This window comes from Marinomonas sp. PE14-40 (assembly GCF_051623805.1).
Classification (GTDB): domain Bacteria; phylum Pseudomonadota; class Gammaproteobacteria; order Pseudomonadales; family Marinomonadaceae; genus Marinomonas.
This window is the reverse complement of the sequence record NZ_CP130700.1, coordinates 2,497,534-2,520,191: the sequence shown is the minus strand read 5'-3', so window position 1 is coordinate 2,520,191 and position 22,658 is coordinate 2,497,534. Positions and strand designations below refer to the sequence as shown.

Sequence of the window (22,658 nt, the reverse complement as noted above, 5' to 3'; positions counted from 1 at the left end):
TCGTAATCAATATATTAGGTGTTAGAGCGGGAGTCTGGGTGAGAGACAAAAGGCACACGTTTAACCAAGAGTTTTAATGCCTGCCAATAAATACCGAGGAGAATTTTGAGTGTCATAGAAGGTAATGACACTAAAGTAGCTCTTAGTTGTTTTGCATCTAACGTTTGTTTTTTTAAGGTAAGAGTCGCATCAAAAACCTTGCTAGCTTGATGATTCTCTATATGCACTATGGCTTTGTGTTCTGGTGGGGTAATTTGCCAATGATAATCCATGTCCATTTCCATAAAGGGAGACACATGAAAGTCTTTTTTAATTTTTACTTCTTGTCCTATTGGGATGAGATAATAGTGTCTCTCTCGCCATGGAGTATTGCTAACCTCAGCTAACATATATTGGCATTCATCTTTTTCGTTGTAGCAAAAATAGAAGTTAATTGGACTGAAATAGAGACCAAGACAGCGGCATTGGGCCAACATCATGACACGGTTTGTATGTTTCCAATGACCACCCAGTTTGGTGATTTTACTTTGGACTCGTTGCTTTAAGTTCCCGCTTTCAGACTTGATGTAATCAGCTTGTTGAAAGCGAATAGGATGAAACCAGCGACTGCCAAAGAGTCTACTTAATTTATTCGTGTGCTCTAGTTCATCTAAATCTAACCCCATCATATAAATACGATAGCTGAACTGGTGAAACACCTTAGCGTAGCGTCTGTGTCGAACGCTGCCAGAATAGATACCACTTTTGAGTGAAATGGGGGACTGTGTAGTGCTTAAACCTGTCATAACTCTGCTCCAAATCGCTTTGTTACATCAAGAGCACTTTTAACGCCATCTTCATGAAAACCGTTATACCAATAGGCGCCAACAAAGTGAGTGTTGTTTTTACCGCAAATGAGATGCCTTTTATTTTGTGCACTCACGCTTTGGGTATTTAAAACAGGATGATGGTAAGTAAAGGACTGAATAATCTTATCAGGGTCTATTGCCGCATCTTGATTGAGGGTCACACAAAAGGTCGAATCATTATTAATACCTTGCAAAATGTTCATAATATAAGTCACACAAGCAGGGTGATCTGATGCTTTATCTAATCTGTAATTCCAACTTGCCCAAGCAAGTTTACGTTTGGGTAGAAGCTTGGTGTCTGTATGGAGTGTGACTTGATTTGGGCTGTAGGGGATACCCGCTAAAATTGCCTTTTCATCAAGACTTGCATCACCAAGTAATTGCAAAGCTTGGTCTGAATGGCAGGAAAAAATGACCTCATCAAAGATCTTTTCATCGCCATTAGCAAATAATAGATGTACGCCATCAGTTTGGCGTGTGACTTGTCTAATGTCCGTGTTTAACTGAATTGCTTGGGTAAGTTTATCTGTGATTTTACTCACATAACTCCGTGATCCACCTTCAACAACATACCATTGAGGCCGATCGACAATATTGAGCAATCCATGATGGAAGAAAAATTGAATGAAGAACTTAAGCTCAAATGACTCCATTTCTTGTAGACTGGTCGACCAAATTGCAGCGCCCATTGGTAAAATGTAATGCTCAGCGAAAAAGCTAGAGAAGCCTTGTTTAGATAAGAAGTCTCCTAAGGTTTTTGCTTGGCTAAAATCATTTTCATGGAAGGCTTTCTTACAAAGTTTATTGAACTTCATAATCTCAAAAATAAGCTTCCAAAATCTAGGCTTTAGTAGGTTTCTTCTTTGAGCAAACAAGCTATTGATAGTGTGACCATTGTATTCAAAACCTGATTTCGGGTTATGAACGCTAAAGCTCATTTCGGTTTCTTTTTTATTAACTCCCAATTTGTCGAGCAACCTAATGAAATTGGGGTAGGTTCTGTTATTGAAAACAATAAAACCTGTATCAATCGCTAGCTTTTCACCCTTATGTTCTATGTCTATCGTTGCCGTGTGACCACCTACATAATGATTTTTTTCATACACTGTGACATTGTGTTTAGTGTCGAGTAAGTGAGCACAGGTAAGTCCTGATATACCTGAACCTATAATGGCAATATTCTTCATTTTTAAACCATCCTTGAGGCGAGTCGTTGCCAAATTGAAAGAGGCAGAAAACTGAAGCACTTCATTAAAAGTACAAAAACTAAGGGGAAATTGATCTCTGATTTTCCTTTTTCAATGCCTTGAGTAATCTTAATAGCGGCTTCTTTACTATTAATAAGCATAGGCATGGGAAAGTTGTTCTTTTGAGTGAGAGGGGTATCTACAAAACCCGGATGTACCGTGGTGACACTAATCTCATGCTCTTTTAAAGATACTGCGAGAGTTCTCCCTAAATAAGTTAACCCTGCTTTAGACGTGCCATAGGCTTCTGCTCTTGGTAGAGGTAATAGTGCAGCGCTAGAACTGACTAGAACGAGACGGCCGCTTTTATTTATATGTTTAAGCCACTTCTCTAAACCATATGCAACAGAGATAAGGTTGATGTTAATGACTCTCTCAAACATTTTTGCATCAAAATTTAGGCTGTCGTCTATGTACTCACAATCGCCCGCATTAAAAATGAGCATGTCTAATGGCTCTCTTAAATCTGGAAAATCTTGATATTCAGTCAAATCAAAACAAAGACTAGTGATATTTAAATTTTGTGTTATCAGCTGATCTAACTTGGCTTGATTACGACCGCAGGCAATTACTTGGTGGCCTTGCCTTGCATAAGCCAAAGCTAATTGATAACCAATTCCTGATGTTGCTCCTGTTATCATAATTCTCATGCTTGGCTCGCTCTAAACTTAATACTTTTAATTAATGCGCCTAACAGAGGTATTTGCTCATAAAGCATGGCACCAAGATCTAGATAATCACGATGGAAAATAACCTTGTCATCTTGGCTTTTGATATGTGAATGACCCTGAACTTTAATCGGTTGTTGTTTATTTAATTTTTTATGACAAAAGGTCATGGTCCAATAAATAGCCGCTTCACTATCGGCTTCTAAAACTTCTTCAACGACAAACTGGCAATGGCTTACTTGGGTGTAGAGTTCATCAAAATAATTAAGCAAAGTGTCTAGGCCTTTAAGCTGATGCATAGGGTCAACAAATTGAACATCTTGGTGATAGATTTCTTTTAGTAGGTGCAAATTGTTAATACCTAACTTGCTATAGGTTGTTATAAAGTTATCTAACCACAATGTATTTGCCATAGTTTGTGCCTTCAGTTTTATGCAGTTTTAGATTAATTAATTACCAATACGCCAGCTAATGAGTTTTAGATCACATTTCTTCTAAATTAGTTTTGGTCTTTGTATTAGGTGATGGCATTGCGAAATAGTTTTGGATTAAAACTAGTCGCTTAAAATGAAAAAAGAGAAGCTTTTAAACTTCTCTTTTCTTAGGATTAACTTTTAATATCTTGTTTTAATTAAGATTAGTTAGTTTTAATAGAAATGCTTGGGAAATTAATAAATGAGTTTTCCAAGAGGGTTAAGAAGCTTAGAAAATCCTTGAGTAAAGTGTAGGGCATCACTTACTAGAGTTAAGCAAATACACCCTTCTTGAGTAATTGGAGAATGAGTATTCTCCTTATCTAACCAGATAAAATCACCTTTTTGATATGTGCCCATATCATCCTCAAAGCTACCTTCTAATAAGAGCGTAATTTCAATACCGGTATGTGTGTGCTGTGGTATCTGTCCGCCTTTATCTATTTTTAGTAGGCTTAAGCGCCTCTCGTTGTCATCAAATTGAAAACGAGCACGAGAAACTTTACCAACCCCCTGCCAAGGCGCTGCATCTAAAGAACTCAGTGCTCTAGGAAGAGGTATTTGACCGTCTTTGTGGCTAATTATCTTCTGATTTTTTGGGGTGTGAGCTGCCACTGTATGTTCATACATTTCTTGGCTAAGGCCGCTTTCTTCAATTGTGTTCTCATCGATAGGTAGCGACATTATTTCATCAATCATACTTTCAGATAAACTAGAGTCGAATGCTTGAGAGTCGGCTTGATCGCTAACTTGATAAGTGCATGCGCTAAAACCATCTAATATGTCTTGCTCAAAGGCTTTCTCTGCTGCTATTTCTGTTAATTGACTGACCTCCTTTTGGCACTGTTCGCACATTTCAATGTGGCTTGACACTATTATGGCGATAGAAGCGTCAAGATCTCCTTGAATAAAGGCGCTTAAAACAGCTTGAGTAGGATGTTGTTTAATCATGGTATTTATCTCCCATTTGCTGTTTTAATTTTGAAAGTGCGAGACGAAGACGTGATTTAACTGTACCTAAAGGAATACCCAATTGTTTGGCCAATTGCTCTTGTGTGAGCTCTTGGTAATAAACCCCTTTAATGATGGACTGCTGTGCAAGAGGTAAAGAGTCGATACTTTTTAAGATCTTTTCATTAAGTAAGTGATCTTTAAATTCAGCGTCATCTGATAACACTTCAACTAACTCAGATGGCCAAATGTCATCTGAAAGGGACAAACTATCTTTGTGTTTCATTTTTCTGAGGGTATCGAAACAAGTGTTACGCATAAGGGTGTAAACCCACGTTGTGGCCGCTCCCTTGCTAGCTTCAAACAGATGAGCTTTTTTCCAAACGAGTGCCATAGTGTCTTGCACTAGTTCATGTGCCATTGCCTCATTGTTTAATTTATTGATGCCAAATCGCTTTATTTTTGGGGCAAAAAAATTAAACAGCTGAGTAAAAGCCTTTTTGTCTCTTTGCTTTGCAACCAAAGTTAGCCAACAGCAAAGTTCTGTCGATAATTGGGGTTGGTTATAGATACCATTATCCTTATTTGTCCCAAAATTCTTTATGCTTGTTTGCATTTTAAATCAGCCATAGTGATCATTTATAGTCCATTACGTTATCAATGAAAATAAGGTTCACTTTTTTATGAATTATTTCCTTGAATATAAGTGATTAAAAAAGTGGTAAGAGATGACAAACTATCGGGCTGTATAAAATGTGCTTTTACCTTATGTGGTATCGGTAGTATTTCAAGCAACCTAGCATTGACCCAATGAGCACTTTCAAAGTTAGGAATAGGGTAAAGTAAGTTTAGGTCTTGATACTGATAGAAAAGCTCTTTTAGAGTGGCTGCTAGTATCGGTTTAGGTATTACAGGTTCTGACTGTGTGGCAATAGGCCAATGCTGTCTTGGTAAGTAATCACCTAAAAGTAGTCCGTCTTCTTGATAATGAAAACCTTGTAGACTTACTAAAAGCTCTCCTTCAACATCAATTAAGAGCACGCCATCATCTCCTTGATCAAAGTCCACCACTTTGACTAGGGTGCCCCAATGGCTAACCGGCGTTAACGAGTCTTTCGTGATAGTAGCGCCCTGTTCTGAATGAGGGAATGAAATAATAAACCCTCGACTTTCTAGTGACGCCATTACCATAGTAAGGTACTTAGCTTCAAAAATTCTAAGCTTTTGCCTGCCCTTGGGCAAAAGGAAAACATGCAAAGGGAAAATAGGCATATTTGTAATGGGTACAGGTGCGCTAGTTAAATTTGGTGATGACATAAGTATTACGACACTTTTATAGGTTCGAATCTTTATACGAGTATCGTATTAAAAGAGATCACTTTTGCTCTATCAATCCTTAAAATAAGTTCAGTTTGATTAAAAATAGAAGGTCGTTAATGATTGAGAGGAAGAGAGATGCCTGTAGAATCATACGTTACCTATATGACAATTAACTTTCTAAGCATAAGGACATCACTTGGATATCAAAATTAGACATTTAGAAAAAGGCGATGCGCCCGCATTAAGAGACATCTATCGCTATGTCAGCGTTACTGAAAATACCTCACAACTACCCTATTTGAACTCTGAAACAATTGATGGCTTTTTTGAACGCCAGAATTGCTACAACCTAGTTGCAGAACTGGGCTTTGATGACGTTGCAGCAAAAGTACTAGGCCATGTGTCTATCATGACCTCGCATAAAATGCGCATGAAGCACTCTGGTGTTTTGATGATAGCGGTGCACCCAGATGCTCACGGTAAAGGAATTGGTAAAACCATGTTGGCTGAGATGCTGAATCAGGCGGATAACTGGCTTAATTTAGTGAGAATTGAGTTAGAAGTGCATGCAGATAATGCTATCGCGATATCCCTTTATCAAAAACTAGGCTTTGAAATAGAAGGGGAAAAACGCTTTAGTATTTTTAAAGAGGGGAAACTGTCTAGTCTGTTGTTAATGGCTAGAATTAAACCAGGTTTTAAACCTTAGTTATTATCTTTATTTTTTAACACGAAGAATACAACGAAAGATTTTGAAAAACTGATACAAATAGTTAAACGCAAAAGTAAATTAGATCAGGGGAATACTTGGTCAAATGGATCATCGACTTATTTAGAAGAAATTAAAAAAGAGGTCGATGAAGTTATCGAAGAAATGCCTAAACAACGTGATTGTTATTTGGAAGATGAATTGGCTGATGCGCTATGGGATTATCTGAATGTCTTACAAGCAATTGAGCAAGAAAGAGGTATCAGCACTGATTCTGTATTGGCACGAGCCTGCCATAAATATGAAGCGCGTATCTCTGGGTTAGAGTCAGGTAAGACTTGGGTTGACATAAAACATGGACAAAAGTTAGCGTTAGCTGAAGAGCAAGCGCAGCAGCCTAGTTAGCTCCTTATTGTTTTAAATACATTTTGAATAAGGTACCGACTTTCATTGCTCAAGGAGGGCTTATGATGTCAGAAAATCCAATTTTAGAAGTGGCTATATTAGATGTGAAGTCGGGGCAAAGTGAGAACTTTGAATTGGCTTTTGGCAAAGCTCAGGCCATCATAGTCAGTATGTCTGGTTACATCTCTCACCAATTACAGCAGTGTATTGAAAATCCTAATCGATATCTTTTATTGGTGAATTGGCAGACTATAGAAGACCATGAAGTGGGTTTTCGCCAATCCCCCGAGTATCAAGAATGGAAAGCATTGTTACACCATTTTTATGACCCTTTCCCTATAGTCGAGCACTATCAAGGTATTTATGCTGGAGCGGTAGAATGAAGCTAGAGCTGCTAGACGAAAAGCATCTGACGACTTTGATTGATTTTGAACTTGAGAATCGTCTTTATTTTGAAAGTCTGATTGCCTCGCGAGGCGATGGTTTTTATCGCCGACCTGTGATTCTTGCTCATATTCGAGATCTAGTATCAGACTATGATGCGGGGGAAAAGTTATCTTGTTTAGTATTTCAAGATGATGAAGTGATCGCTAGAGCGAATATTAAAGATATTAACGATGAAACTTCGACTGCTGAGGTTGGTTATCGCGTGGCTGAAGCCGCTGCAGGTAAAGGCGTTGCAAGCTTTGCATTAGCTGGTCTGATTCGATTAGCCAAGACTCAGCTAGGGCTTAAAAGTTTAACCGCTTGGGTGATGAATAATAACCCTGCTTCGGCGAGAGTACTGGAAAAACAGGGGTTTGTTGAGCAGGTAACCATGCAAAACCATTATTGCCTTAATGGGCGCTACCTTGCTTGCACTCAGTACAAGCTTAATTTAAATAACTAACTTAGCACCAATAAAAAGCCCAGAAAACGGGGCTTTTTATTGGTTAACAAAACCGACACATACACTTTTAATGTTTATGATGATGGTGTTCGTGATGATGCTCTTCGATATCTTCATCATGTATTTCAGGGTCTTGTTCGTATCTTACTCCCATATCTTGTCGTATTTCATCCAAGGTTTGAACCAATTCTAAGCTATGTTGCCAAGTATAATTCGGGCTTTGAATGAGTTCTTCTTCTAAGCAACGATTTACTTCGTCAACTTCAAATTGATAGCCCATACCAGGAAAATCAAAAGCAACGGCTCTTTCATTATTGTCTTTTGAAATCAAACGACACGATTTCGCTTTATGCCAGTCTGTATCAATTTCAATGTAGCCTTTGCTCCCTGATAGAACGGCTCTATTGGGAGAGTGGGACATAATAGAAGACTCTAACGATGCGAGTGCGCCATTATCCCAACCTAGTAGAATCTGGTTATGCACATCTACGTCAGTTTCGCTTAAAATAGCTTGGTTCTGTACAAAATCAGGTTTACCCCAAAAAAGCTGAGCTAGGAAGACAGGGTAAATTCCTACATCTAGTAAGGCTCCACCACCAAGAGTTAGATTATTCACTCTATGCTCTGGGTCTGACGGTGCAACAAAGCATAAGCTTGCTTGAATACTGTTTAACTGACCGATCTCTTCGTCAGCAACCCAATCGATAACTTGCTCAACAACAGGGTTAAAACGAGTCCACATAGCTTCCATAACAAATACTTTGTGCTTTTGGGCTAAAGCATATAGTTCCTGGGCTTGATACTCATTCATAGCAAAAGGCTTTTCACACAAAACCGCTTTACCTGCGAGAATACAAGCCTTGGTTAGTTCGTAATGATGCACATGAGGCACGGCAATATAGATAACATCGACTTCATCACTATTGATTAAAGAGTAATAGTCCTGCAAGGCTAATTCGATATCGAACTCTGTCGCAAACGCATCAGCAGTATCCTTATTGCGTGAGGCCACAGCTCTTAATTCCCCTGATTTAGTAAAGGAGAAATCCCTAGCAAAGTGGTGAGCAATTTTCCCTGTACCTAAAATGCCCCAACGGAAATTTTTCATAAGTTTCTCCTAATACGATAAAGCGTTACTAGTTTTAAAAAGTGACGCTTGCTGTTACTGCTGTTCGAATTAATTTAAGGCCTGTTCAAGTATCTCTAGCCGACTTTCTAAATCTAGGACCTTGTCTTCAAGGTAGCGAACTTTTTCTTCGAGCTCGTTTTGCTTTTCTGTCTTCATTGCTTGCTCTTGTTGCATAGGTTCAGCCGCAAAAGAGGGATTAATATTAGGTGTATATTCGCTAAAGCAATGGATAAAACGAGATTCTCTTTTACCTGGCTCTCTGGCAAGCTGTTGTACATAATTCACACCATTCTTATCTGATAAAGTGTGTAAACAGCTTTCAACTTCTGTCGAATTTGAAAATTGACAGAGGCGGCCGCTACGTGATTTCAGTTCGCCTGGGGTTTGAGGGCCTCGTAATAGTAATAAACAAATGATGGCAAACTCTTGCTCACTAAACTGTCTATCAGAGAACTCGGTATTACAGAATCTATGTTGAAATTTAGCTGTTCTACTATTGAAGTCTGATGTGTCGACGATCAATGCATCTTCTATTAAAGCGTCTATAACTGTTTGAACTTCCCCTTGTGAATAGTTTACAACAGGGTCACGATTCGACTTTTGATTACAGGCATTAGTAAGGGAGTTTAAAGATAAAGGATATTGATCAGGAGTAGTAACCTGCTTCTCCATTAGGCTACCAAGAATTCTACTTTGCGTGTCATCCAGCATAACGATACTCATACTTCATCCTTATGAATTGGTTTCTTGTCTCTCTATTTTATTGTTTTTTAATGAAAAAGGCATTTTTATTAAGAACAATAAGGTAAGTTTTTCTGGGTTCTTTTCAAAATTCTTAGCGTATTGTGGGTGTCCTGTTTTCAGGTTTTGGTCTGTATTTTCATCCCCTTGTGTATAGGAATGAAAAAGACGATCCCAAATGCTTAAAAAGAAGCTGTAATTGGAGTTTGCTTCTTTCGCTAATTGTGAGTGATGAATACGATGCATATCTGGTGTAACAAGAATAAACCTGATGAGTTTATCGAGCTTTTTAGGAAGGTAGCCATTAGCGTGGTTAAACAAAGCACTAGAGTTAAGTAAGACATCAAAAATAATAACGGCTTCGAAAGGAATAGAGAAAACAAAAATGATGACTGCTTTGTAAGCCAGTGATAGTAATATTTCCACTGGGTGAAAGCGAACGGCTGTCGTTAAGTCTATTTGTGGATCGGTATGATGCACTTGATGAATACGCCAAAGGAATGGAAATGCATGACTAGCTCTGTGTTGCCAATAAATGGCTAGGTCGAGAAGTAATATGGCTAGAACTAGACTGACAATAGGCTTATTGCTAAAAAGCTCTAGCCGTAAAAAAGAATTGTCATTTAAGGAAAGGGCAAGAGTCGCTAATAAGATAGGTTGAGCTAACCTTACGACAAATATATCGATAAAAAAAAGAGACAAATTATGACGCCAGCGACGCCCAATTTGCTCTAATTTGACTTTAGGTTTGATGCTTTGCCAAGATAAAAAACTTGTAAAGCACAATAGAAAAATCAGCACTCGAAAGTCATAGTCTGTCATGGTGGTTACATCAAACCTTAAGTCGGCTTTTAAAAGTGAGATAATAACTATCTAGTTGTTGTTATCATCTAGTGCAGGTCAATTTTTTTATGCTGAATTTTGTGAACCAAATCACTTTTTACTCTACTTAATAGTTCAGCAATCACATTAAGGTTCATTTTATCAAGATTTTCAAAGTGGAAACAGTCGCTACCCATATGCGCTGGCTGTAAACGTTCTTCAAAGTGACTTAATAGTTCTGAATCTGGAATGTATAGGCTTAAATAGCCTGGTCTTGCCGCTAATCCGAATAGCCCTTCATGATCAATTTCAAATAAAGGCATACCTGACTTCAAGCTTAAGGTTGCATCTGGGGCGATTAAGCTCATCAATGAAACGATTTCTTGAAAGTCATCCTTCATATGAACAGGGAGTTTATCGAGATAGTCTTGTAGCATTAAACTGGATGTGAGCGCTTGCATACTAACCTCTCTATCGACATAAGTACCTATGGCAGCCTCAAATAATAGGCACTAAGTCCTTTAAATAAAGGACTTAGCTCAAATTAATGTGATAGAGACAAGTAATGTTATGGGTTTACATTACCTTCAGCAGCCTAGTTAGTGCTTGGTCGAGTTGTTGATAGGAACACCCAAAGTTTAGGCGAATAAAGTTCGGATTGCCAAACTGTTTACCATCAGAAATTGCGACACCAGCCTTTAAAAAGTACGCTTCAGCGTTGTCTAACTTAAGGTATGAGACATCTATCCAAGCTAAATATGTCGCCTCAATTTGACTCATTGTACATTGGGTAGGTGCTAGCCTTTGCTGGATTAACGCTCTGTTTTTTCTTAGGTATTTTATGAGGTCTCGATGCCAATCTTGGCATTGAGTATAGGCAGCTTGAGTCGCATCAAAAGCTAATAAATTTGGGTCTGGCATTATCCCTGAACGCGCTAAATTAAATTTATTTTTTAACGTTAAATTTTGTGTCACTGAATAAGCTAGGCCTAAACCCGCAACGTTATAAGTTTTGCTTGGAGCCATAAGTGTGACTGTTCGACTAGCAGCATCTTGGTTTAGGCTAGCAAAAGGTATATGAGTAAGACCTTCGTCTAGAATGAGATCACAATGGATTTCATCTGATACAACAGTGAGATCGTACTTTGCTGCTAAAGCGTGAATTTGTAGTAATTCATCACGGCTAAATACTGTGCCACCAGGATTGTGTGGATTACAAAGTAAAATAAGTTTGGATTTTGTATCAGCGCAAGCGTCAGCAAATGCTTGCATATCTGGTAGCCAGCGGTCATTGATTAATTGCATTGGAATAGAATGTATTTTTCTATTCGCAAGCTCCGCCGCTTTTGTTAAGTGGAAATAAACGGGGCCAGGGATAATGACGGCTTCATCTTCTTTAGTGAAAGCGCGTACTGCTACATGTAAAGCACAAACTAAGCCTGGTAAGTAGTAAATTTGATTGGCTTTTATGTCCCACTGATAGTTGTTTTTTGCGTTGTCTATAATTGCTTTATCAAGCTCTGGGGCTGCTTTTGTATAGCCAAATACACCATCACTTACTCTGTCTTGAATCGCTTTAATGATAGGCTCAGGTGATGCAAAGTCCATATCTGCAACCCACATAGGAATAACATCATTGGGAAACTTATCCCACTTGATACTGTGGGTGTTGTGTCTATCTTTGGCTTTAATCAGGGAGTTTTCCTGTAGGTGGAAGTCTGACATTGATGGTTTCCTTACAAATATAATCCGCGGGAAAATTGATGAAATCAATCGTTAAAGACTATTTATCTAGGCGGCTTGTTAAAGTTTGATGTGTTAATTTACCTAGCGTCAATCTACTGGCTTGTTTGTTACTGAGCAAGTGTTATAAATTCATTTAGTCGTGAAATAAGGGCGAGACCTTGTTCGAAATGAACGCTTTATTAAAAAGAAGTTTTGTTGAACATTTAAGCAACTTATCCTAAACCGACATGGACCAATACAAAAAATCCCTGCATTAAAAATGTGTTATTATAAAAATAATTAATAAAAACAAATAGATATTTTATTTATCTATATTTCAGCAAAGAGTCATAAGCTTGACCCTTTTAATCATTACGTCCTAGTATGCGGTTATTGAACGCGCATTTAATAAAAAGGTAAATTGATGCCTAAAGTAGGAATGCCAGAGATCAGAAAGCCTCAATTAATTAAGGCTGCGATAGAAGCGATTGATGAATTAGGCTTTGCCGGTGCAACTGTTAGTGTGATTGGTAAAAAAGCAGGTGTATCGCCTGCTATTATCAATCATTACTTTGGTGGTAAAAATGGCCTTTTAGAAGAAACAATGAAAAGTTTGATTCGTGAGTTTTTTGATATTTTAAATGCTCAATTAGAAGCGAAACAATCTTATTCATGTAAAGAACAGGTAATAGCAATAGCGAATACTTGTTTTAGTCAGTCACAAACTAGTGCCCAAGCGATGAAGGCTTGGATAGGCTTTTGGGCCTCAGCTATGCATACGCAGAATCTGGCCCGATTACAAAAAGTCTATGCGCGCCGTCTTAATAGCATCTTGGTTGTCACTTTAAGACAACATTTTGCGATTGAAGAGGCGCGTCATATTGCAGCGACTCTGGCGGCTTTAATCGATGGTATGTGGTTAAGAAGCTGTTTAGCTGGTGATGAAAAGCACTCTTCAGAAAGTTTGATTGAAGAGTATTTAGAAATTGTTTTTAAAGTGAAGGATTAGTTAGTAAAAGCGTTAACACGTTAGAAGTACATATAAATACTACTCAATAAATTCGGTTGTATTTTTTAAACGAGACTTATCTCGATTGAAATACTATCAAAGCCCAATGGGCATAAATAAAGAGGGGAAATTATGTTATCTAAAGTTAGTAAGTCTCTATTTATAACCTCAGCCGTTGCTGTATCAAGTGCTGGTATCGCGGCTGAATGTTCGACAGTACGTTTCTCTGACGTAGGTTGGACTGATATCACAGCAACCACTGCTGTTGCTTCTGAAGTTCTTCAGGGCTTAGGTTATAAAACCAAAACTCAACTCTTGTCTGTTCCTGTTACTTATACATCTTTGGCCAATGGCGATATTGATGTCTTTTTAGGTAACTGGATGCCAACAATGGAAGCGGACATTGCGCCTTATTTAAAAGCAGGCACAGTTGAAGATTTAAGAGCTAACCTAAAAGGCGCGAAGTACACACTTGCAGTAAGTAAAAATGCTTATGATGCTGGTGTAAAAACTTTTGCAGATCTTGCTAAGTTCAAGAAGAAGTTTAATGGTCGCATCTATGGTATCGAACCTGGTAATGATGGTAACCGTATAATCCAAGACATGATTAACTCAAATGCGTTCGAATTGAGTGACTTTCAGTTAGTCGAGTCAAGTGAAGCTGGCATGCTTTCTCAAGTTTCGCGTAATACACGTCGTAACAAGTGGATCGCTTTCCTAGGTTGGGCCCCACACCCAATGAATGCTAACTTCGAAATGGAATATCTAGCGGGTGGTGATGATTACTTTGGCCCTAACTATGGTGGTGCGGACGTACACACCAACGTGCGTAAGTCTTATACCAGTGAATGCCCGAATGTAGGTAAGTTGCTAACTAACCTAGAATTCTCTCTAGCAATGGAGAATGAAATTATGGGTGCCATTCTTGATGATGGTAAGAAGCCAAGTCTTGCTGCAAAAGAGTGGTTGGCGAAAAATCCAGGTGCTTTGGATGCATGGTTAGAAGGGGTTAAAACCCAATCTGGTGGTAACGGCATGAGTGCTGTTAAGAGCCATTTAGGCCTTTAAGTTAGCAATACAATAATAATATAAAAATGGCCCAACTTAGTGACTTTAGGTTGGGCCAAGTTTTAAAGAGGGTAAGAGAATGAATTTGGCAGAGGTAAGAATATGAACTGGCTTACGGATAATAAAATACCACTCGGAAGCTGGATGGAATCCTTTGTCGATTGGTTGATCGATGTGGCAGGGGTGTTTTTTGACTTTTTATCTGAGGTACTAGAAACCCTTATTTTAACCTTGGTTGGTGCGATTGAATGGATGCACCCACTGGCCGTCATTGCAGTAGTTCTTGTTGGAGCTTGGTTCCTGCATAGAAGTATTGGTCTATTAGTTTTTATTAGTTTGGCCTTGTTATTGATTTTGAACTTAGGGTATTGGGTAGAAACCATACAGACTTTAGTCTTGGTTGTATCGGCAACCTTTATCAGTGTTTTGATCGGTGTGCCATTAGGGATCGCGGCTGCTCACAGGCCTTGGCTATATACCATAATGAGACCGATTCTGGATTTAATGCAGACCATTCCGACTTTTGTGTATTTGATTCCAACACTTATTTTATTTGGTCTAGGTTATGTTCCTGGTCTTATTTCGACCATTATATTTGCTGTCGCAGCACCTATTCGTTTGACCTACCTAGGTATTAGTAAGGTACCAAATGAGTTAATTGAAGCCGGTTTAGCGTTTGGTTGTACTAAGTCCAAGTTGCTTTATAAGGTAGAGTTACCTGCCGCTATGCCTAACATTATGGCAGGTATTACTCAGTGTATTATGTTGTCTCTTTCTATGGTGGTAATCGCAGCACTTGTTGGTGCTGATGGGCTTGGTAAGCCAGTTATTCGTGCCTTGAATACAGTTAATATTTCACAAGGGTTTGAAGCGGGTATTGCGATTGTATTAGTAGCAATTATGCTTGATCGAATTTGTAAATCTCCATCTCGCGGTAAAGAGGAATAAGCATGGCTGTTATCAGTATTCAAAACTTAGATGTTGTCTTTGGTGATAATCAAGCTGCTACTTTAAACCTAATGGATCAAGGTAAAAATCGAGAGCAGATTTTAGGTGAAACCGGCGACGTTGTTGGTGTTCAAAATGCAACGATTGAGGTAAATGAGGGCGAAATATGTGTCCTTATGGGGTTATCTGGATCAGGTAAATCAACCTTGCTTAGAACACTAAACGGACTAAATAAAGTCGCTCGTGGTAAGTGCCTTGTTCGTGATGGCGATGACATGGTTGATATGGCCACTTGTAATGAAGCAACTATGCGACATATGCGTACTCATAGGGTATCTATGGTATTTCAAAGCTTTGCTTTAATGCCTTGGTTAACGGTGCTTGAAAATGTTGCCTTTGGCCTAGAAATGCAAGGTATGGCAAAAGCTGAACGCTTAGAAAAAGCTATGCAGCAATTAAAAATGGTGAGCTTGGACCAATGGGCTGATAAAAAGCCTGATGAACTCTCGGGTGGTATGCGCCAGCGTGTTGGTCTTGCTCGTGCATTTGCTATGGATACAGATGTACTTTTAATGGATGAGCCTTTCTCAGCGCTTGATCCTCTAATTCGTACCCAGTTACAAGATGAGTTGATTGAACTTCAAAAGACGTTAAATAAAACGATCGTGTTCGTAAGTCATGACTTAGATGAAGCGTTGAAAATTGGTACTAAAATCGCAATTATGGAATCCGCCAATATTATTCAGGAAGATATTCCGGAGCAAATAGTATTGAATCCGGCAACACAATATGTCGAGAAGTTTGTTGCGCATACCAATCCTTTGAATGTACTTAAAGGTGATTCTCTAATGACACCAATTGATAAGCTACAAAAAGAAGGTCACGCTTACCTAGCGGAAAAAGGGCTTAACTTTGCGTTATCAACTGAAGGCAAACTTGAATCTGTTGAAAGTGCTGAAGGCTTTCATTTAATCGTTGATTGGGCTCACGGATTAGACATTAGCAAACTTGCTTTAGGAAGTGTTGTATTAGCGCCATCAGACATTAATATGCGTGATGCGGTAGAAGTGAGATATCAAACACAACAACCTCTTTTATTACAAAAAGAAGGTTCTGTGGTGGGTGTACTTGGGGATCATGATTTTTATCATGCACTTTTAGGTAAGCACTTTTCATCTAATGATAGTTAATTTCCATTAGATCATTTTAATGATTTTGAAAAAGCATAAACTTTACGACAAGGTTTATGCTTTTTTTATGGGGAAATTTAATTGAAGAGGTTAAATAGTCCTATTCAGGAAAGGACATAAGAGTAATTTGAATAGCAATGATAATAACTAAGGTGCCATTAAATCGATTTAGCCAACGCCAGAAAGTAGCTTTACCTAAATAAGGGGCTAATAGTCGACCAATTAAAGTAAGGGATAAAAACCATAATATGGATGCACTTATACCGCCCATAATGAATTCATAGGTATTCGCCTGCCATTGATTCGCTAAGCTTCCCATCAAGATTAATGTGTCTAAATAAAAGTGAGGGTTTAACCAAGTGACAGCCATCGCTGTAGTAAGTAATAAACCTAGTGGCATTTTAGTGTTTGCTTTTGTCAGTAAGAGTGTCTCGTCAGCAAAAGAAGCCTTAATTCTAGATAAGCCAAAATAGGTTAAAAAAAGTACGCCAGCGATACGGGTGACTTCAAGCAGTATAGGGTAGGACTGAATTAAAGCGCCAATCCCTAATGCACCAAGCGAGATGGATATCGCATCACTTAGCATGAACAGAATGGCGATGCTCAAAGCCCAGTGTCGTTTTAAGGCTTGTTCTAATAAGAATGCGTTCTGCGCACCAACAGCAATTATTAAGCTCCCGCCTGTAATAAAACCACTGAGAAAAGCTGCGCTCATTTGTTTACTCCTAAATAGCAAAGTTAAATGTCGTTGGGATTAAGAAACGAGTGGAAGAATATCAATAGACAATATATAAATATAATTAATATAAATAATCATTAAGTAATAAATATAATGTTGGTCTGGTTATGGATTACAAAGCAATTGAATGTTTGAGGCAGGTTGTAGAGTCGCAAGGTTTTGAAAAGGCGGGTGAAATTTTAGGTTTAACTCAATCGGCAGTCTCCCAAAAAATTAAACGATTAGAGCAATCCTATAATAATGTTTTATTAATCAGAGAAAAGCCTCTTCGTCTTACGGATTTAGGTAAAAAATTAAATATGCATTTTATCAAGGTGCAGTTAATGGAGCAGGCACTTGTACAAGATTCTTATGGCGATAAAAGCCTGCAATGTCTCCCTATAGCTATCAATAATGACAGTTTAGCGACTTGGTTTATTGAGGTAATTAGCCAGTTTTCAAAAGGACATAACCGTCGCTTACAAACCAAAGTCGCTGATCAAAGCCAAACACGAGATCTTATAAAAAAAGGGGAAGTTGTAGCCGCTTTAAGTGATGTCGGTTCTATTGTTGCTGGTGGTCAGTCTCTTTATTTAGGCGCTATGGAATATATCTTAGTCGCGAGTCCTGAGTTTATTAAGCGTTATTTAAGTGCTGATTACAGAGAAAAGGATATTCATAATATACCTGCCCTTATTTATGATGAAAATGATCAACTCTGGTCAAGTTACCAACATGAAGTATTAGGTTTACAAAATCATGCTGGCCCTAGTCACTGGTTGCCCTCAACACAAGGGTTTGTGCATATGTTACTCAGCCACTCTGTATGTGCTTTAGTGCCAAGAATACAGGTTAAACAAGAATTAGCAGAAGCAAGGTTAGTCGAATTATTTCCAAATAGAGTACTTAAAGTCCCCCTTTATTGGCACTGGTGTGGGTTAGACTCTGATTTACTGAATGAATTGACCGAGGCTGTTGTTGGTCAAGCTAGACTGAATTTAACTTAATCTATTTTATTCGAGTTGACCTAATGAAAACCTCACATTTTGAGATTTAATTTAAAGTGAATTTTGTTAGACTGCCTGCAATCAAATAAAAGGATTCACTATGATACGTAAATGCTTATTCCCTGTTGCGGGTTATGGCACTCGTTTTTTACCTGCAACCAAATCTATGCCTAAAGAAATGCTACCAATAGTAAATAAACCTTTGGTGCAATACGGTGTTGAGGAAGCTGCTCAAGCAGGGCTAAATAATGTGACTTTTGTAACAGGTCGCGGTAAGCGTGCCATAGCCGATCATTTTGATACCAGTTATGAGTTAGAGCACCAAATTGCTGGAACCAGTAAAGAAGAATATCTCGTTGATATTCGCCATTTGATTAACAATGTGAACTTCTCATATATTCGTCAAAATCAAATGTTAGGGTTAGGTCATGCGATTTTAACAGGAGAGCCTCTGATTGGTGAAGAGGCCTTTGGTGTCGTATTGGCTGATGATCTTTGTATTATGGAAGAGGAAGGTCAAGAAGGCGTATTAGAGCAAATGGTTAAGCTCTATAATCAATTTCGTTGTTCTATTGTGGCGATTGAAGAAGTACCTGCAGATGAAGTTGATAAGTATGGGGTTATTGCGGGAGAGAGCATGGGTGACGGTTTGTACCGGGTAACCGATATGGTTGAAAAACCGGCTATTGATGAAGCGCCATCTAATTTAGCTATCATTGGCCGTTATATTTTAACCCCAGACATTTTTGAAAAGCTAAAAACGACACCGCCAGGGCGTAATGGTGAAGTACAAATAACAGATGCTTTAATGCAACAAGCAAAAGAAGGTTGTGTCATGGCTTATAAATTTAAAGGCCGTCGTTTTGACTGTGGTAGTGTTGATGGATTTGTTGAAGCAACCAACTATTGTTACGAAAATATTTATAAACGCAAGTAGAATTAAGCATAAAAAAACCAGCATTAGCTGGTTTTTTTTGCTTTCTATAAGGCTAGTAACCTATTAGAAGTGTTTATTAAGCACTGGTAGTAGGTTCTTGAATAAACGAGGATTTGCACATAAGACAGTGTCGTTTACATTTGGAGAACCTTGGAAGTCTGCAAATAGACATCCCGCCTCTTTCGCAATAAATAGCGGAGCTTGTGTTTCCCAGTCATAAAGTTTCATTGCCCATACTGCATCAAGCTTACCTGCTGCAACGTTAGCAAGCATAAGTGCTGGTGAATCTTGCATCATGACGCGTGCGCCTTTTTCAGCAACTTCTTTAAGTGTATTAAACTGGCTAGTCATTAGGCTAGAAAGTTTATCTGTACCAGGGAATTGGCTACCTAGTGTGCTGTTCTCGATAGAGCCAATAGATGAGGTACGAATGCGTGAATTATTTAAATAAGCACCACGACCTTTACTTGCGTAAAATTCATCACGAGTTGATGAGTTGATCAGTAGTGCATGCTCTACTTTTCCATTTTCAACATAGCTTATTGTTAATGCATGACCTGAAAGGTTGCGAGAGAAAAGGTGCTGACCTTGAATCGCATCAATAATCCACTCACCTTTTTCACCGGTTTGGATTTCACCTTGTAAACGGGTTGAGATGGTTTCAGTTGGGTAAGCTTTTGCTAAAGTGTGCACGATTGTTTTTTCGGCACCAATACAAATATCTTTGTATGCTTGTTCAGGGTTTTGACCCTGTTCTTTATCAAACAAGATTTTTTCTTGTACATGAAGGATAAAATCAACTGCAGCGCGAGCTGCTTTTAGAGCGACATTAATTCGAGGTTGCATACAATACCATTACATTAAAAGAGACGTCAGTAGGCCTGAAGTCCATAAGCTATCGGAAAAGTGTTAAAGAGCGTTTCGGCCAAATTTCGTGAGTTAAAAGAAGCTCAAAGTGAAAGGCTAAAAGATGGCGCGGATTTTATCCGATTATTGGCTCTGTGACTAGGGTGGGTTGATTAAAAAACAAACAATGTTTGGTTTAATTTAATATTGGCATTGCTTACTCAAGTAAGATGATCTGCTATTATGCCTAGGGAAGCTGTGAATAAATCTTTCCGCCTCAGTGTGTGGATAAAACGCCTGAGATTTAAGGCGAGAGTCGTAACTTAATAGTTACTCTATTGATAAGACTCTCAACTTACTAGATAAGGCTTTTAGGGCACGCCCTTCGGGTCTTTCAGTAAAAGTGTCATCCTGTGTTGTCCCTTCTTGAAAGGTGCCTACATTACGTCAAAGTGACACCTTGTTCGACACTTTTTCTGAGAAGAGGTGACTTAATCGCAGCTTCCCTAGCAAAATATTATCAAATTTAATTGATTGAAAACCATCCAGTGAAAAGAGCATATTTCTAAAATGAATAAGGTACGTATTGTATTAGTTAACACTTCCCATCCGGGTAATATTGGCGCTGCTGCCAGAGCGATGAAAAATATGGGATTAGCAAGATTATACTTAGTTGCTCCTAAGGTTTTTCCAAGTGATGAAGCCAATAGCCGAGCATCAGGTGCTACTGATATTTTAGAAAATGCTGTTGTTGTGGACACATTGGAAGAGGCTATTGCTGATTGTCAGTTAGTTGTCGGAACAAGTGCTAGAGAGAGGCATATTCCTTGGCCTCTCGTGGATCCTAGGCAAGCTGCTGATATAGTTCATGAAGAAGGCTTGGAGTCTGCGTTTGTCTTTGGACGTGAGGATAGAGGGCTTACAAATGAAGAGCTACAACGTTGTCATTATCATGTTCATATCCCTTCTGTAGAAAGTTTTAGCTCTTTAAACTTAGGTTCTGCTGTGCAAGTGATTGCTTACGAACTGCGCATGCGTCATCTGGCGCAAAAGGATGCGCCTATTGTTGCTTCTAAATGGGATGTACCTGCAGCGACAAGTGAACAGCTGGATCATATGCTTACTCACTTAGAATCAGTGCTATCTAAGACTGAATTTTTAGATCCTAAGGCGCCACGTCAAGTAATGACACGTTTTAGACGCTTATTTCAACGTGCTCAATTAGATCAACAAGAAGTGGGTATGTTAAGAGGTGTGTTAACGTCGGTTGATAAACTAGAAGATAAAAGCAAATAAAGTCCTTTTCTAGAGTGAGTGGCTAAGGCATAAAATAAAAGAAGGCGCTCAAGGCGCCTTCTTTTATTTTATGAAGTTGGATAACCTATTTTACTTGGGTCTCAGGGCGGCCTTCTTGTTGCCAATGAGTATGAAATTTCTCTCCCCTCGCAGAATCCGCTCTTTCATAAGTATGAGCGCCAAAGTAGTCCCTTTGTGCCTGTAGTAGATTGGCAGGTAATACTTCAGAGCGATAACCATCAAAATAAGCAAGCGCAGAAAAGAATGTTGGTGCTGGAATGCCAGACTGTGCAGCTAATACTACCGAGTTTCTTAGACCTACCTGCCTCTCTTCTAATTGATCTGCGAAGTAATCAGACAGTAATAGATTGTCCAGTTCAGGTTCTTCAGTAAAAGCGTCAGCTATCTTTTGTAAGAAAGAGGCTCTAATAATGCAGCCGCCACGCCAAATTTTTGCGATATCAACAAAGTTGAGTTTCCAATCATATTCAGCTTGAGCAGCACGCATAATTTGAAAACCCTGTGCGTAAGCACAAATCTTAGCGCTATAGAGAGCATCATGAATGCTAGCTTCAACATGTTCTGCATTAACATCAGCAAGGTCGGTTATACCAACAAGAGTGCTCGCTGCTTGGTATCTTTGGCTTGTCAGCGTACTCAATGCTCTTGAATAAACTGCTTCGCTGATAATACCGGCAGGCACTCCCATTTGAGTCGCACTAATAGCTGTCCAACGACCAGTCCCTTTTTGACCCGCACTGTCTAATATGAGATCAACAAGAGGCTCACCTGTTTTGATATCATCTTGTTGTAAAATGTCGGCTGTAATTTCGACTAGATAGCTATTCAAAACGCCTTGGTTCCATTTTTCAAATAGCTTACCTATTTGTTTAGGGCTATAGCCTAAAATAGAACGTAGAAGGTGGTAGGCTTCACAAATAAGCTGCATATCCGCATATTCGATACCATTATGAACCATTTTTACATAATGACCTGCACCGTTTGGTCCTAGGTATGCAGTACAAGGCTCCCCATCAAAGATAGGTTTGCCAGGGGTTCTGGTTTCTATTGGTTTACCGTCTTCATCAACCTTTGCGGAGACAGCTTCCCACATAGGTTTTAAATACTGCCATGATTCAGCATCGCCACCAGGCATAAGAGAAGGGCCAAACCGAGCGCCAACTTCTCCACCAGATACTGCAGTACCAAAGAATTTTAGTTGATGTTTATATTCTGCTTCACGACGAATAGTATCCGTCCATTGGCTATTACCACAGTCAACAACAATATCATTCGGTTCAAGACCTGCTTGAATTAAGTTTTGACAAACATCATCAACAGGTTGGCCTGCAGGAACTAATAGTACAATAACCCTAGGTGTTGCTAGGTGATCTAGCATCTCTTTAAGGGAGTCACAGCCAATGATTCTTGCTTTTTCTACATCTGTTGGTCGTTCAGCAATTTCACTAGAAAGTACATCCTCTACTTTCTTAGTGTCTAGATCGAAGCCTGCAACACGATAGCCATGATCGGCTAAATTGAGGGCAAGGTTTTTGCCCATAACACCTAATCCAATAAATCCTATATTGCAGTCCTGAATCATATTAACCATAAATTTTGATCTACTTTGTGTGGGGGGTGGGGGATTCAGGTGCAAATTTTACCACGAAGATGTGGTGATATACGTCATATATCAGAGCGCGAAATGAAAA

At 38.9% G+C, this 22,658-nt stretch carries 26 protein-coding genes; 11 read left to right on the top strand and 15 right to left on the bottom strand.

Annotated features, from left to right (window positions below; genetic code table 11):
• Positions 1-14: 14 nt before the first annotated feature.
• From Q0A08_RS11650 to Q0A08_RS11620, 7 genes are all read right to left on the bottom strand, one after another.
• The gene (locus tag Q0A08_RS11650) at positions 15-785 is read right to left on the bottom strand and encodes a DUF1365 domain-containing protein (RefSeq protein WP_438467437.1); all 771 of its coding nucleotides are present in this window, start codon (positions 783-785) and stop codon (positions 15-17) included.
• Positions 782-2,035, bottom strand: a complete 1,254-nt coding sequence (locus tag Q0A08_RS11645; RefSeq protein WP_438467435.1) for an NAD(P)/FAD-dependent oxidoreductase — start codon at positions 2,033-2,035, stop codon at positions 782-784. Before Q0A08_RS11645 ends, Q0A08_RS11650 begins: the two co-directional genes overlap by 4 nt.
• 2 nt (positions 2,036-2,037) lie before the next feature.
• A complete protein-coding gene (locus Q0A08_RS11640; protein ID WP_438467434.1) occupies positions 2,038-2,745 on the bottom strand; it encodes an SDR family NAD(P)-dependent oxidoreductase in 708 nt (235 codons plus the stop codon).
• Complete coding sequence (locus Q0A08_RS11635) at positions 2,742-3,176, bottom strand: nuclear transport factor 2 family protein (protein ID WP_438467432.1); 435 nt, start codon at positions 3,174-3,176, stop codon at positions 2,742-2,744. The genes Q0A08_RS11640 and Q0A08_RS11635 overlap by 4 nt, the downstream gene beginning before the upstream one ends.
• Positions 3,177-3,431: 255 nt before the next feature.
• The gene (locus Q0A08_RS11630) at positions 3,432-4,187 is read right to left on the bottom strand and encodes a ChrR family anti-sigma-E factor (RefSeq protein ID WP_438467430.1); all 756 of its coding nucleotides are present in this window, start codon (positions 4,185-4,187) and stop codon (positions 3,432-3,434) included.
• Complete coding sequence (locus tag Q0A08_RS11625; protein WP_438467428.1) at positions 4,180-4,803, bottom strand: sigma-70 family RNA polymerase sigma factor; 624 nt, start codon at positions 4,801-4,803, stop codon at positions 4,180-4,182. The genes Q0A08_RS11630 and Q0A08_RS11625 overlap by 8 nt, the downstream gene beginning before the upstream one ends.
• Positions 4,804-4,868: 65 nt before the next feature.
• The gene (locus tag Q0A08_RS11620) at positions 4,869-5,504 is read right to left on the bottom strand and encodes an LON peptidase substrate-binding domain-containing protein (RefSeq protein WP_438467426.1); all 636 of its coding nucleotides are present in this window, start codon (positions 5,502-5,504) and stop codon (positions 4,869-4,871) included.
• Positions 5,505-5,703: 199 nt separating this feature from the next.
• Between Q0A08_RS11620 and Q0A08_RS11615 the strand changes: the two genes are divergently transcribed.
• The 4 genes from Q0A08_RS11615 (at position 5,704) to Q0A08_RS11600 (ending at position 7,510) form a co-directional block, all read left to right on the top strand.
• Entirely contained in the window at positions 5,704-6,216 is a 513-nt protein-coding gene (locus Q0A08_RS11615) for a GNAT family N-acetyltransferase (protein ID WP_438467424.1), read from the top strand.
• A gap of 51 nt (positions 6,217-6,267) precedes the next feature.
• Positions 6,268-6,621 (top strand): MazG nucleotide pyrophosphohydrolase domain-containing protein, encoded by a 354-nt coding sequence (locus Q0A08_RS11610; protein ID WP_438467631.1) that lies wholly within the window; start codon positions 6,268-6,270, stop codon positions 6,619-6,621.
• A 62-nt stretch (positions 6,622-6,683) separates the two neighbouring features.
• Complete coding sequence (locus tag Q0A08_RS11605; protein ID WP_438467422.1) at positions 6,684-7,004, top strand: antibiotic biosynthesis monooxygenase family protein; 321 nt, start codon at positions 6,684-6,686, stop codon at positions 7,002-7,004.
• Positions 7,001-7,510 carry a GNAT family N-acetyltransferase gene (locus Q0A08_RS11600; protein WP_438467420.1) on the top strand — a complete coding sequence of 170 codons (510 nt, stop codon included), beginning with the start codon at positions 7,001-7,003 and terminating at the stop codon, positions 7,508-7,510. Before Q0A08_RS11605 ends, Q0A08_RS11600 begins: the two co-directional genes overlap by 4 nt.
• A gap of 67 nt (positions 7,511-7,577) precedes the next feature.
• On the opposite strand, the gene Q0A08_RS11595 is transcribed toward Q0A08_RS11600, so the two are convergent.
• The 5 genes from Q0A08_RS11595 to Q0A08_RS11575 form a co-directional block, all read right to left on the bottom strand.
• Entirely contained in the window at positions 7,578-8,618 is a 1,041-nt protein-coding gene (locus Q0A08_RS11595) for a Gfo/Idh/MocA family protein (protein WP_438467418.1), read from the bottom strand.
• A 69-nt stretch (positions 8,619-8,687) separates the two neighbouring features.
• Entirely contained in the window at positions 8,688-9,362 is a 675-nt protein-coding gene (locus tag Q0A08_RS11590; RefSeq protein WP_438467416.1) for a YceH family protein, read from the bottom strand.
• Between the two features lie 9 nt (positions 9,363-9,371).
• The gene (locus Q0A08_RS11585) at positions 9,372-10,202 is read right to left on the bottom strand and encodes a sterol desaturase family protein (RefSeq protein ID WP_438467414.1); all 831 of its coding nucleotides are present in this window, start codon (positions 10,200-10,202) and stop codon (positions 9,372-9,374) included.
• 68 nt (positions 10,203-10,270) lie between these two features.
• Complete coding sequence (locus tag Q0A08_RS11580; RefSeq protein WP_438467412.1) at positions 10,271-10,663, bottom strand: DUF1801 domain-containing protein; 393 nt, start codon at positions 10,661-10,663, stop codon at positions 10,271-10,273.
• Positions 10,664-10,778: 115 nt separating this feature from the next.
• Positions 10,779-11,927: a MalY/PatB family protein gene (locus Q0A08_RS11575; RefSeq protein WP_438467410.1), complete on the bottom strand. Its 1,149-nt coding sequence runs from the start codon at positions 11,925-11,927 to the stop codon at positions 10,779-10,781.
• A gap of 424 nt (positions 11,928-12,351) precedes the next feature.
• Between Q0A08_RS11575 and betI the strand changes: the two genes are divergently transcribed.
• The 4 genes from betI to choV all read left to right on the top strand — a co-directional run bounded on the left by betI (position 12,352) and on the right by choV (position 16,142).
• The gene (gene betI / locus Q0A08_RS11570) at positions 12,352-12,936 is read left to right on the top strand and encodes a transcriptional regulator BetI (RefSeq protein WP_438467408.1); all 585 of its coding nucleotides are present in this window, start codon (positions 12,352-12,354) and stop codon (positions 12,934-12,936) included.
• A gap of 132 nt (positions 12,937-13,068) precedes the next feature.
• Positions 13,069-14,004: a choline ABC transporter substrate-binding protein gene (locus tag Q0A08_RS11565; protein WP_438467407.1), complete on the top strand. Its 936-nt coding sequence runs from the start codon at positions 13,069-13,071 to the stop codon at positions 14,002-14,004.
• 102 nt (positions 14,005-14,106) lie between these two features.
• A complete protein-coding gene (gene choW / locus Q0A08_RS11560) occupies positions 14,107-14,952 on the top strand; it encodes a choline ABC transporter permease subunit (protein ID WP_438467405.1) in 846 nt (281 codons plus the stop codon).
• Positions 14,953-14,954: 2 nt separating this feature from the next.
• Complete coding sequence (gene choV / locus Q0A08_RS11555) at positions 14,955-16,142, top strand: choline ABC transporter ATP-binding protein (RefSeq protein ID WP_438467403.1); 1,188 nt, start codon at positions 14,955-14,957, stop codon at positions 16,140-16,142.
• Between the two features lie 100 nt (positions 16,143-16,242).
• Here choV and Q0A08_RS11550 read toward each other — a convergent pair whose 3' ends face one another.
• Positions 16,243-16,857 carry a LysE/ArgO family amino acid transporter gene (locus Q0A08_RS11550; protein WP_438467401.1) on the bottom strand — a complete coding sequence of 205 codons (615 nt, stop codon included), beginning with the start codon at positions 16,855-16,857 and terminating at the stop codon, positions 16,243-16,245.
• A gap of 131 nt (positions 16,858-16,988) precedes the next feature.
• On the opposite strand from Q0A08_RS11550, the gene Q0A08_RS11545 reads away from it, so the two are divergent.
• Together Q0A08_RS11545 and galU are read left to right on the top strand one after the other, a co-directional pair.
• A complete protein-coding gene (locus Q0A08_RS11545) occupies positions 16,989-17,867 on the top strand; it encodes an ArgP/LysG family DNA-binding transcriptional regulator (protein ID WP_438467399.1) in 879 nt (292 codons plus the stop codon).
• 100 nt (positions 17,868-17,967) lie between these two features.
• Positions 17,968-18,804 (top strand): UTP--glucose-1-phosphate uridylyltransferase GalU, encoded by an 837-nt coding sequence (gene galU, locus Q0A08_RS11540; protein ID WP_438467397.1) that lies wholly within the window; start codon positions 17,968-17,970, stop codon positions 18,802-18,804.
• A 63-nt stretch (positions 18,805-18,867) separates the two neighbouring features.
• On the opposite strand, the gene Q0A08_RS11535 is transcribed toward galU, so the two are convergent.
• Positions 18,868-19,650, bottom strand: a complete 783-nt coding sequence (locus tag Q0A08_RS11535; protein WP_438467395.1) for an inositol monophosphatase family protein — start codon at positions 19,648-19,650, stop codon at positions 18,868-18,870.
• A gap of 570 nt (positions 19,651-20,220) precedes the next feature.
• Here Q0A08_RS11535 and Q0A08_RS11530 point away from each other — a divergent pair.
• Positions 20,221-20,946, top strand: a complete 726-nt coding sequence (locus Q0A08_RS11530; protein ID WP_438467393.1) for an RNA methyltransferase — start codon at positions 20,221-20,223, stop codon at positions 20,944-20,946.
• Positions 20,947-21,031: 85 nt separating this feature from the next.
• Here the strand turns inward: Q0A08_RS11530 and gndA are convergent, their stop codons facing one another.
• A complete protein-coding gene (gene gndA, locus Q0A08_RS11525; RefSeq protein ID WP_438467391.1) occupies positions 21,032-22,558 on the bottom strand; it encodes an NADP-dependent phosphogluconate dehydrogenase in 1,527 nt (508 codons plus the stop codon).
• Between the last annotated feature and the right edge of the window lie 100 nt (positions 22,559-22,658).

Bases quoted from the DNA above. Each gene is read 5' to 3' on its own strand.
- Q0A08_RS11650 (WP_438467437.1), bottom strand. From the start codon at position 785: ATGACAGGTTTAAGCACTACACAGTCCCCCATTTCACTCAAAAGTGGT.
- Q0A08_RS11645 (WP_438467435.1), bottom strand. From the start codon at position 2,035: ATGAAGAATATTGCCATTATAGGTTCAGGTATATCAGGACTTACCTGT.
- Q0A08_RS11640 (WP_438467434.1), bottom strand. From the start codon at position 2,745: ATGAGAATTATGATAACAGGAGCAACATCAGGAATTGGTTATCAATTA.
- Q0A08_RS11635 (WP_438467432.1), bottom strand. From the start codon at position 3,176: ATGGCAAATACATTGTGGTTAGATAACTTTATAACAACCTATAGCAAG.
- Q0A08_RS11630 (WP_438467430.1), bottom strand. From the start codon at position 4,187: ATGATTAAACAACATCCTACTCAAGCTGTTTTAAGCGCCTTTATTCAA.
- Q0A08_RS11625 (WP_438467428.1), bottom strand. From the start codon at position 4,803: ATGCAAACAAGCATAAAGAATTTTGGGACAAATAAGGATAATGGTATC.
- Q0A08_RS11620 (WP_438467426.1), bottom strand. From the start codon at position 5,504: ATGTCATCACCAAATTTAACTAGCGCACCTGTACCCATTACAAATATG.
- Q0A08_RS11605 (WP_438467422.1), top strand. From the start codon at position 6,684: ATGATGTCAGAAAATCCAATTTTAGAAGTGGCTATATTAGATGTGAAG.
- Q0A08_RS11600 (WP_438467420.1), top strand. From the start codon at position 7,001: ATGAAGCTAGAGCTGCTAGACGAAAAGCATCTGACGACTTTGATTGAT.
- Q0A08_RS11595 (WP_438467418.1), bottom strand. From the start codon at position 8,618: ATGAAAAATTTCCGTTGGGGCATTTTAGGTACAGGGAAAATTGCTCAC.
- Q0A08_RS11590 (WP_438467416.1), bottom strand. From the start codon at position 9,362: ATGAGTATCGTTATGCTGGATGACACGCAAAGTAGAATTCTTGGTAGC.
- Q0A08_RS11585 (WP_438467414.1), bottom strand. From the start codon at position 10,202: ATGACAGACTATGACTTTCGAGTGCTGATTTTTCTATTGTGCTTTACA.
- Q0A08_RS11580 (WP_438467412.1), bottom strand. From the start codon at position 10,663: ATGCAAGCGCTCACATCCAGTTTAATGCTACAAGACTATCTCGATAAA.
- Q0A08_RS11575 (WP_438467410.1), bottom strand. From the start codon at position 11,927: ATGTCAGACTTCCACCTACAGGAAAACTCCCTGATTAAAGCCAAAGAT.
- betI (WP_438467408.1), top strand. From the start codon at position 12,352: ATGCCTAAAGTAGGAATGCCAGAGATCAGAAAGCCTCAATTAATTAAG.
- Q0A08_RS11565 (WP_438467407.1), top strand. From the start codon at position 13,069: ATGTTATCTAAAGTTAGTAAGTCTCTATTTATAACCTCAGCCGTTGCT.
- choW (WP_438467405.1), top strand. From the start codon at position 14,107: ATGAACTGGCTTACGGATAATAAAATACCACTCGGAAGCTGGATGGAA.
- choV (WP_438467403.1), top strand. From the start codon at position 14,955: ATGGCTGTTATCAGTATTCAAAACTTAGATGTTGTCTTTGGTGATAAT.
- Q0A08_RS11550 (WP_438467401.1), bottom strand. From the start codon at position 16,857: ATGAGCGCAGCTTTTCTCAGTGGTTTTATTACAGGCGGGAGCTTAATA.
- Q0A08_RS11545 (WP_438467399.1), top strand. From the start codon at position 16,989: ATGGATTACAAAGCAATTGAATGTTTGAGGCAGGTTGTAGAGTCGCAA.
- galU (WP_438467397.1), top strand. From the start codon at position 17,968: ATGATACGTAAATGCTTATTCCCTGTTGCGGGTTATGGCACTCGTTTT.
- Q0A08_RS11535 (WP_438467395.1), bottom strand. From the start codon at position 19,650: ATGCAACCTCGAATTAATGTCGCTCTAAAAGCAGCTCGCGCTGCAGTT.
- Q0A08_RS11530 (WP_438467393.1), top strand. From the start codon at position 20,221: ATGAATAAGGTACGTATTGTATTAGTTAACACTTCCCATCCGGGTAAT.
- gndA (WP_438467391.1), bottom strand. From the start codon at position 22,558: ATGGTTAATATGATTCAGGACTGCAATATAGGATTTATTGGATTAGGT.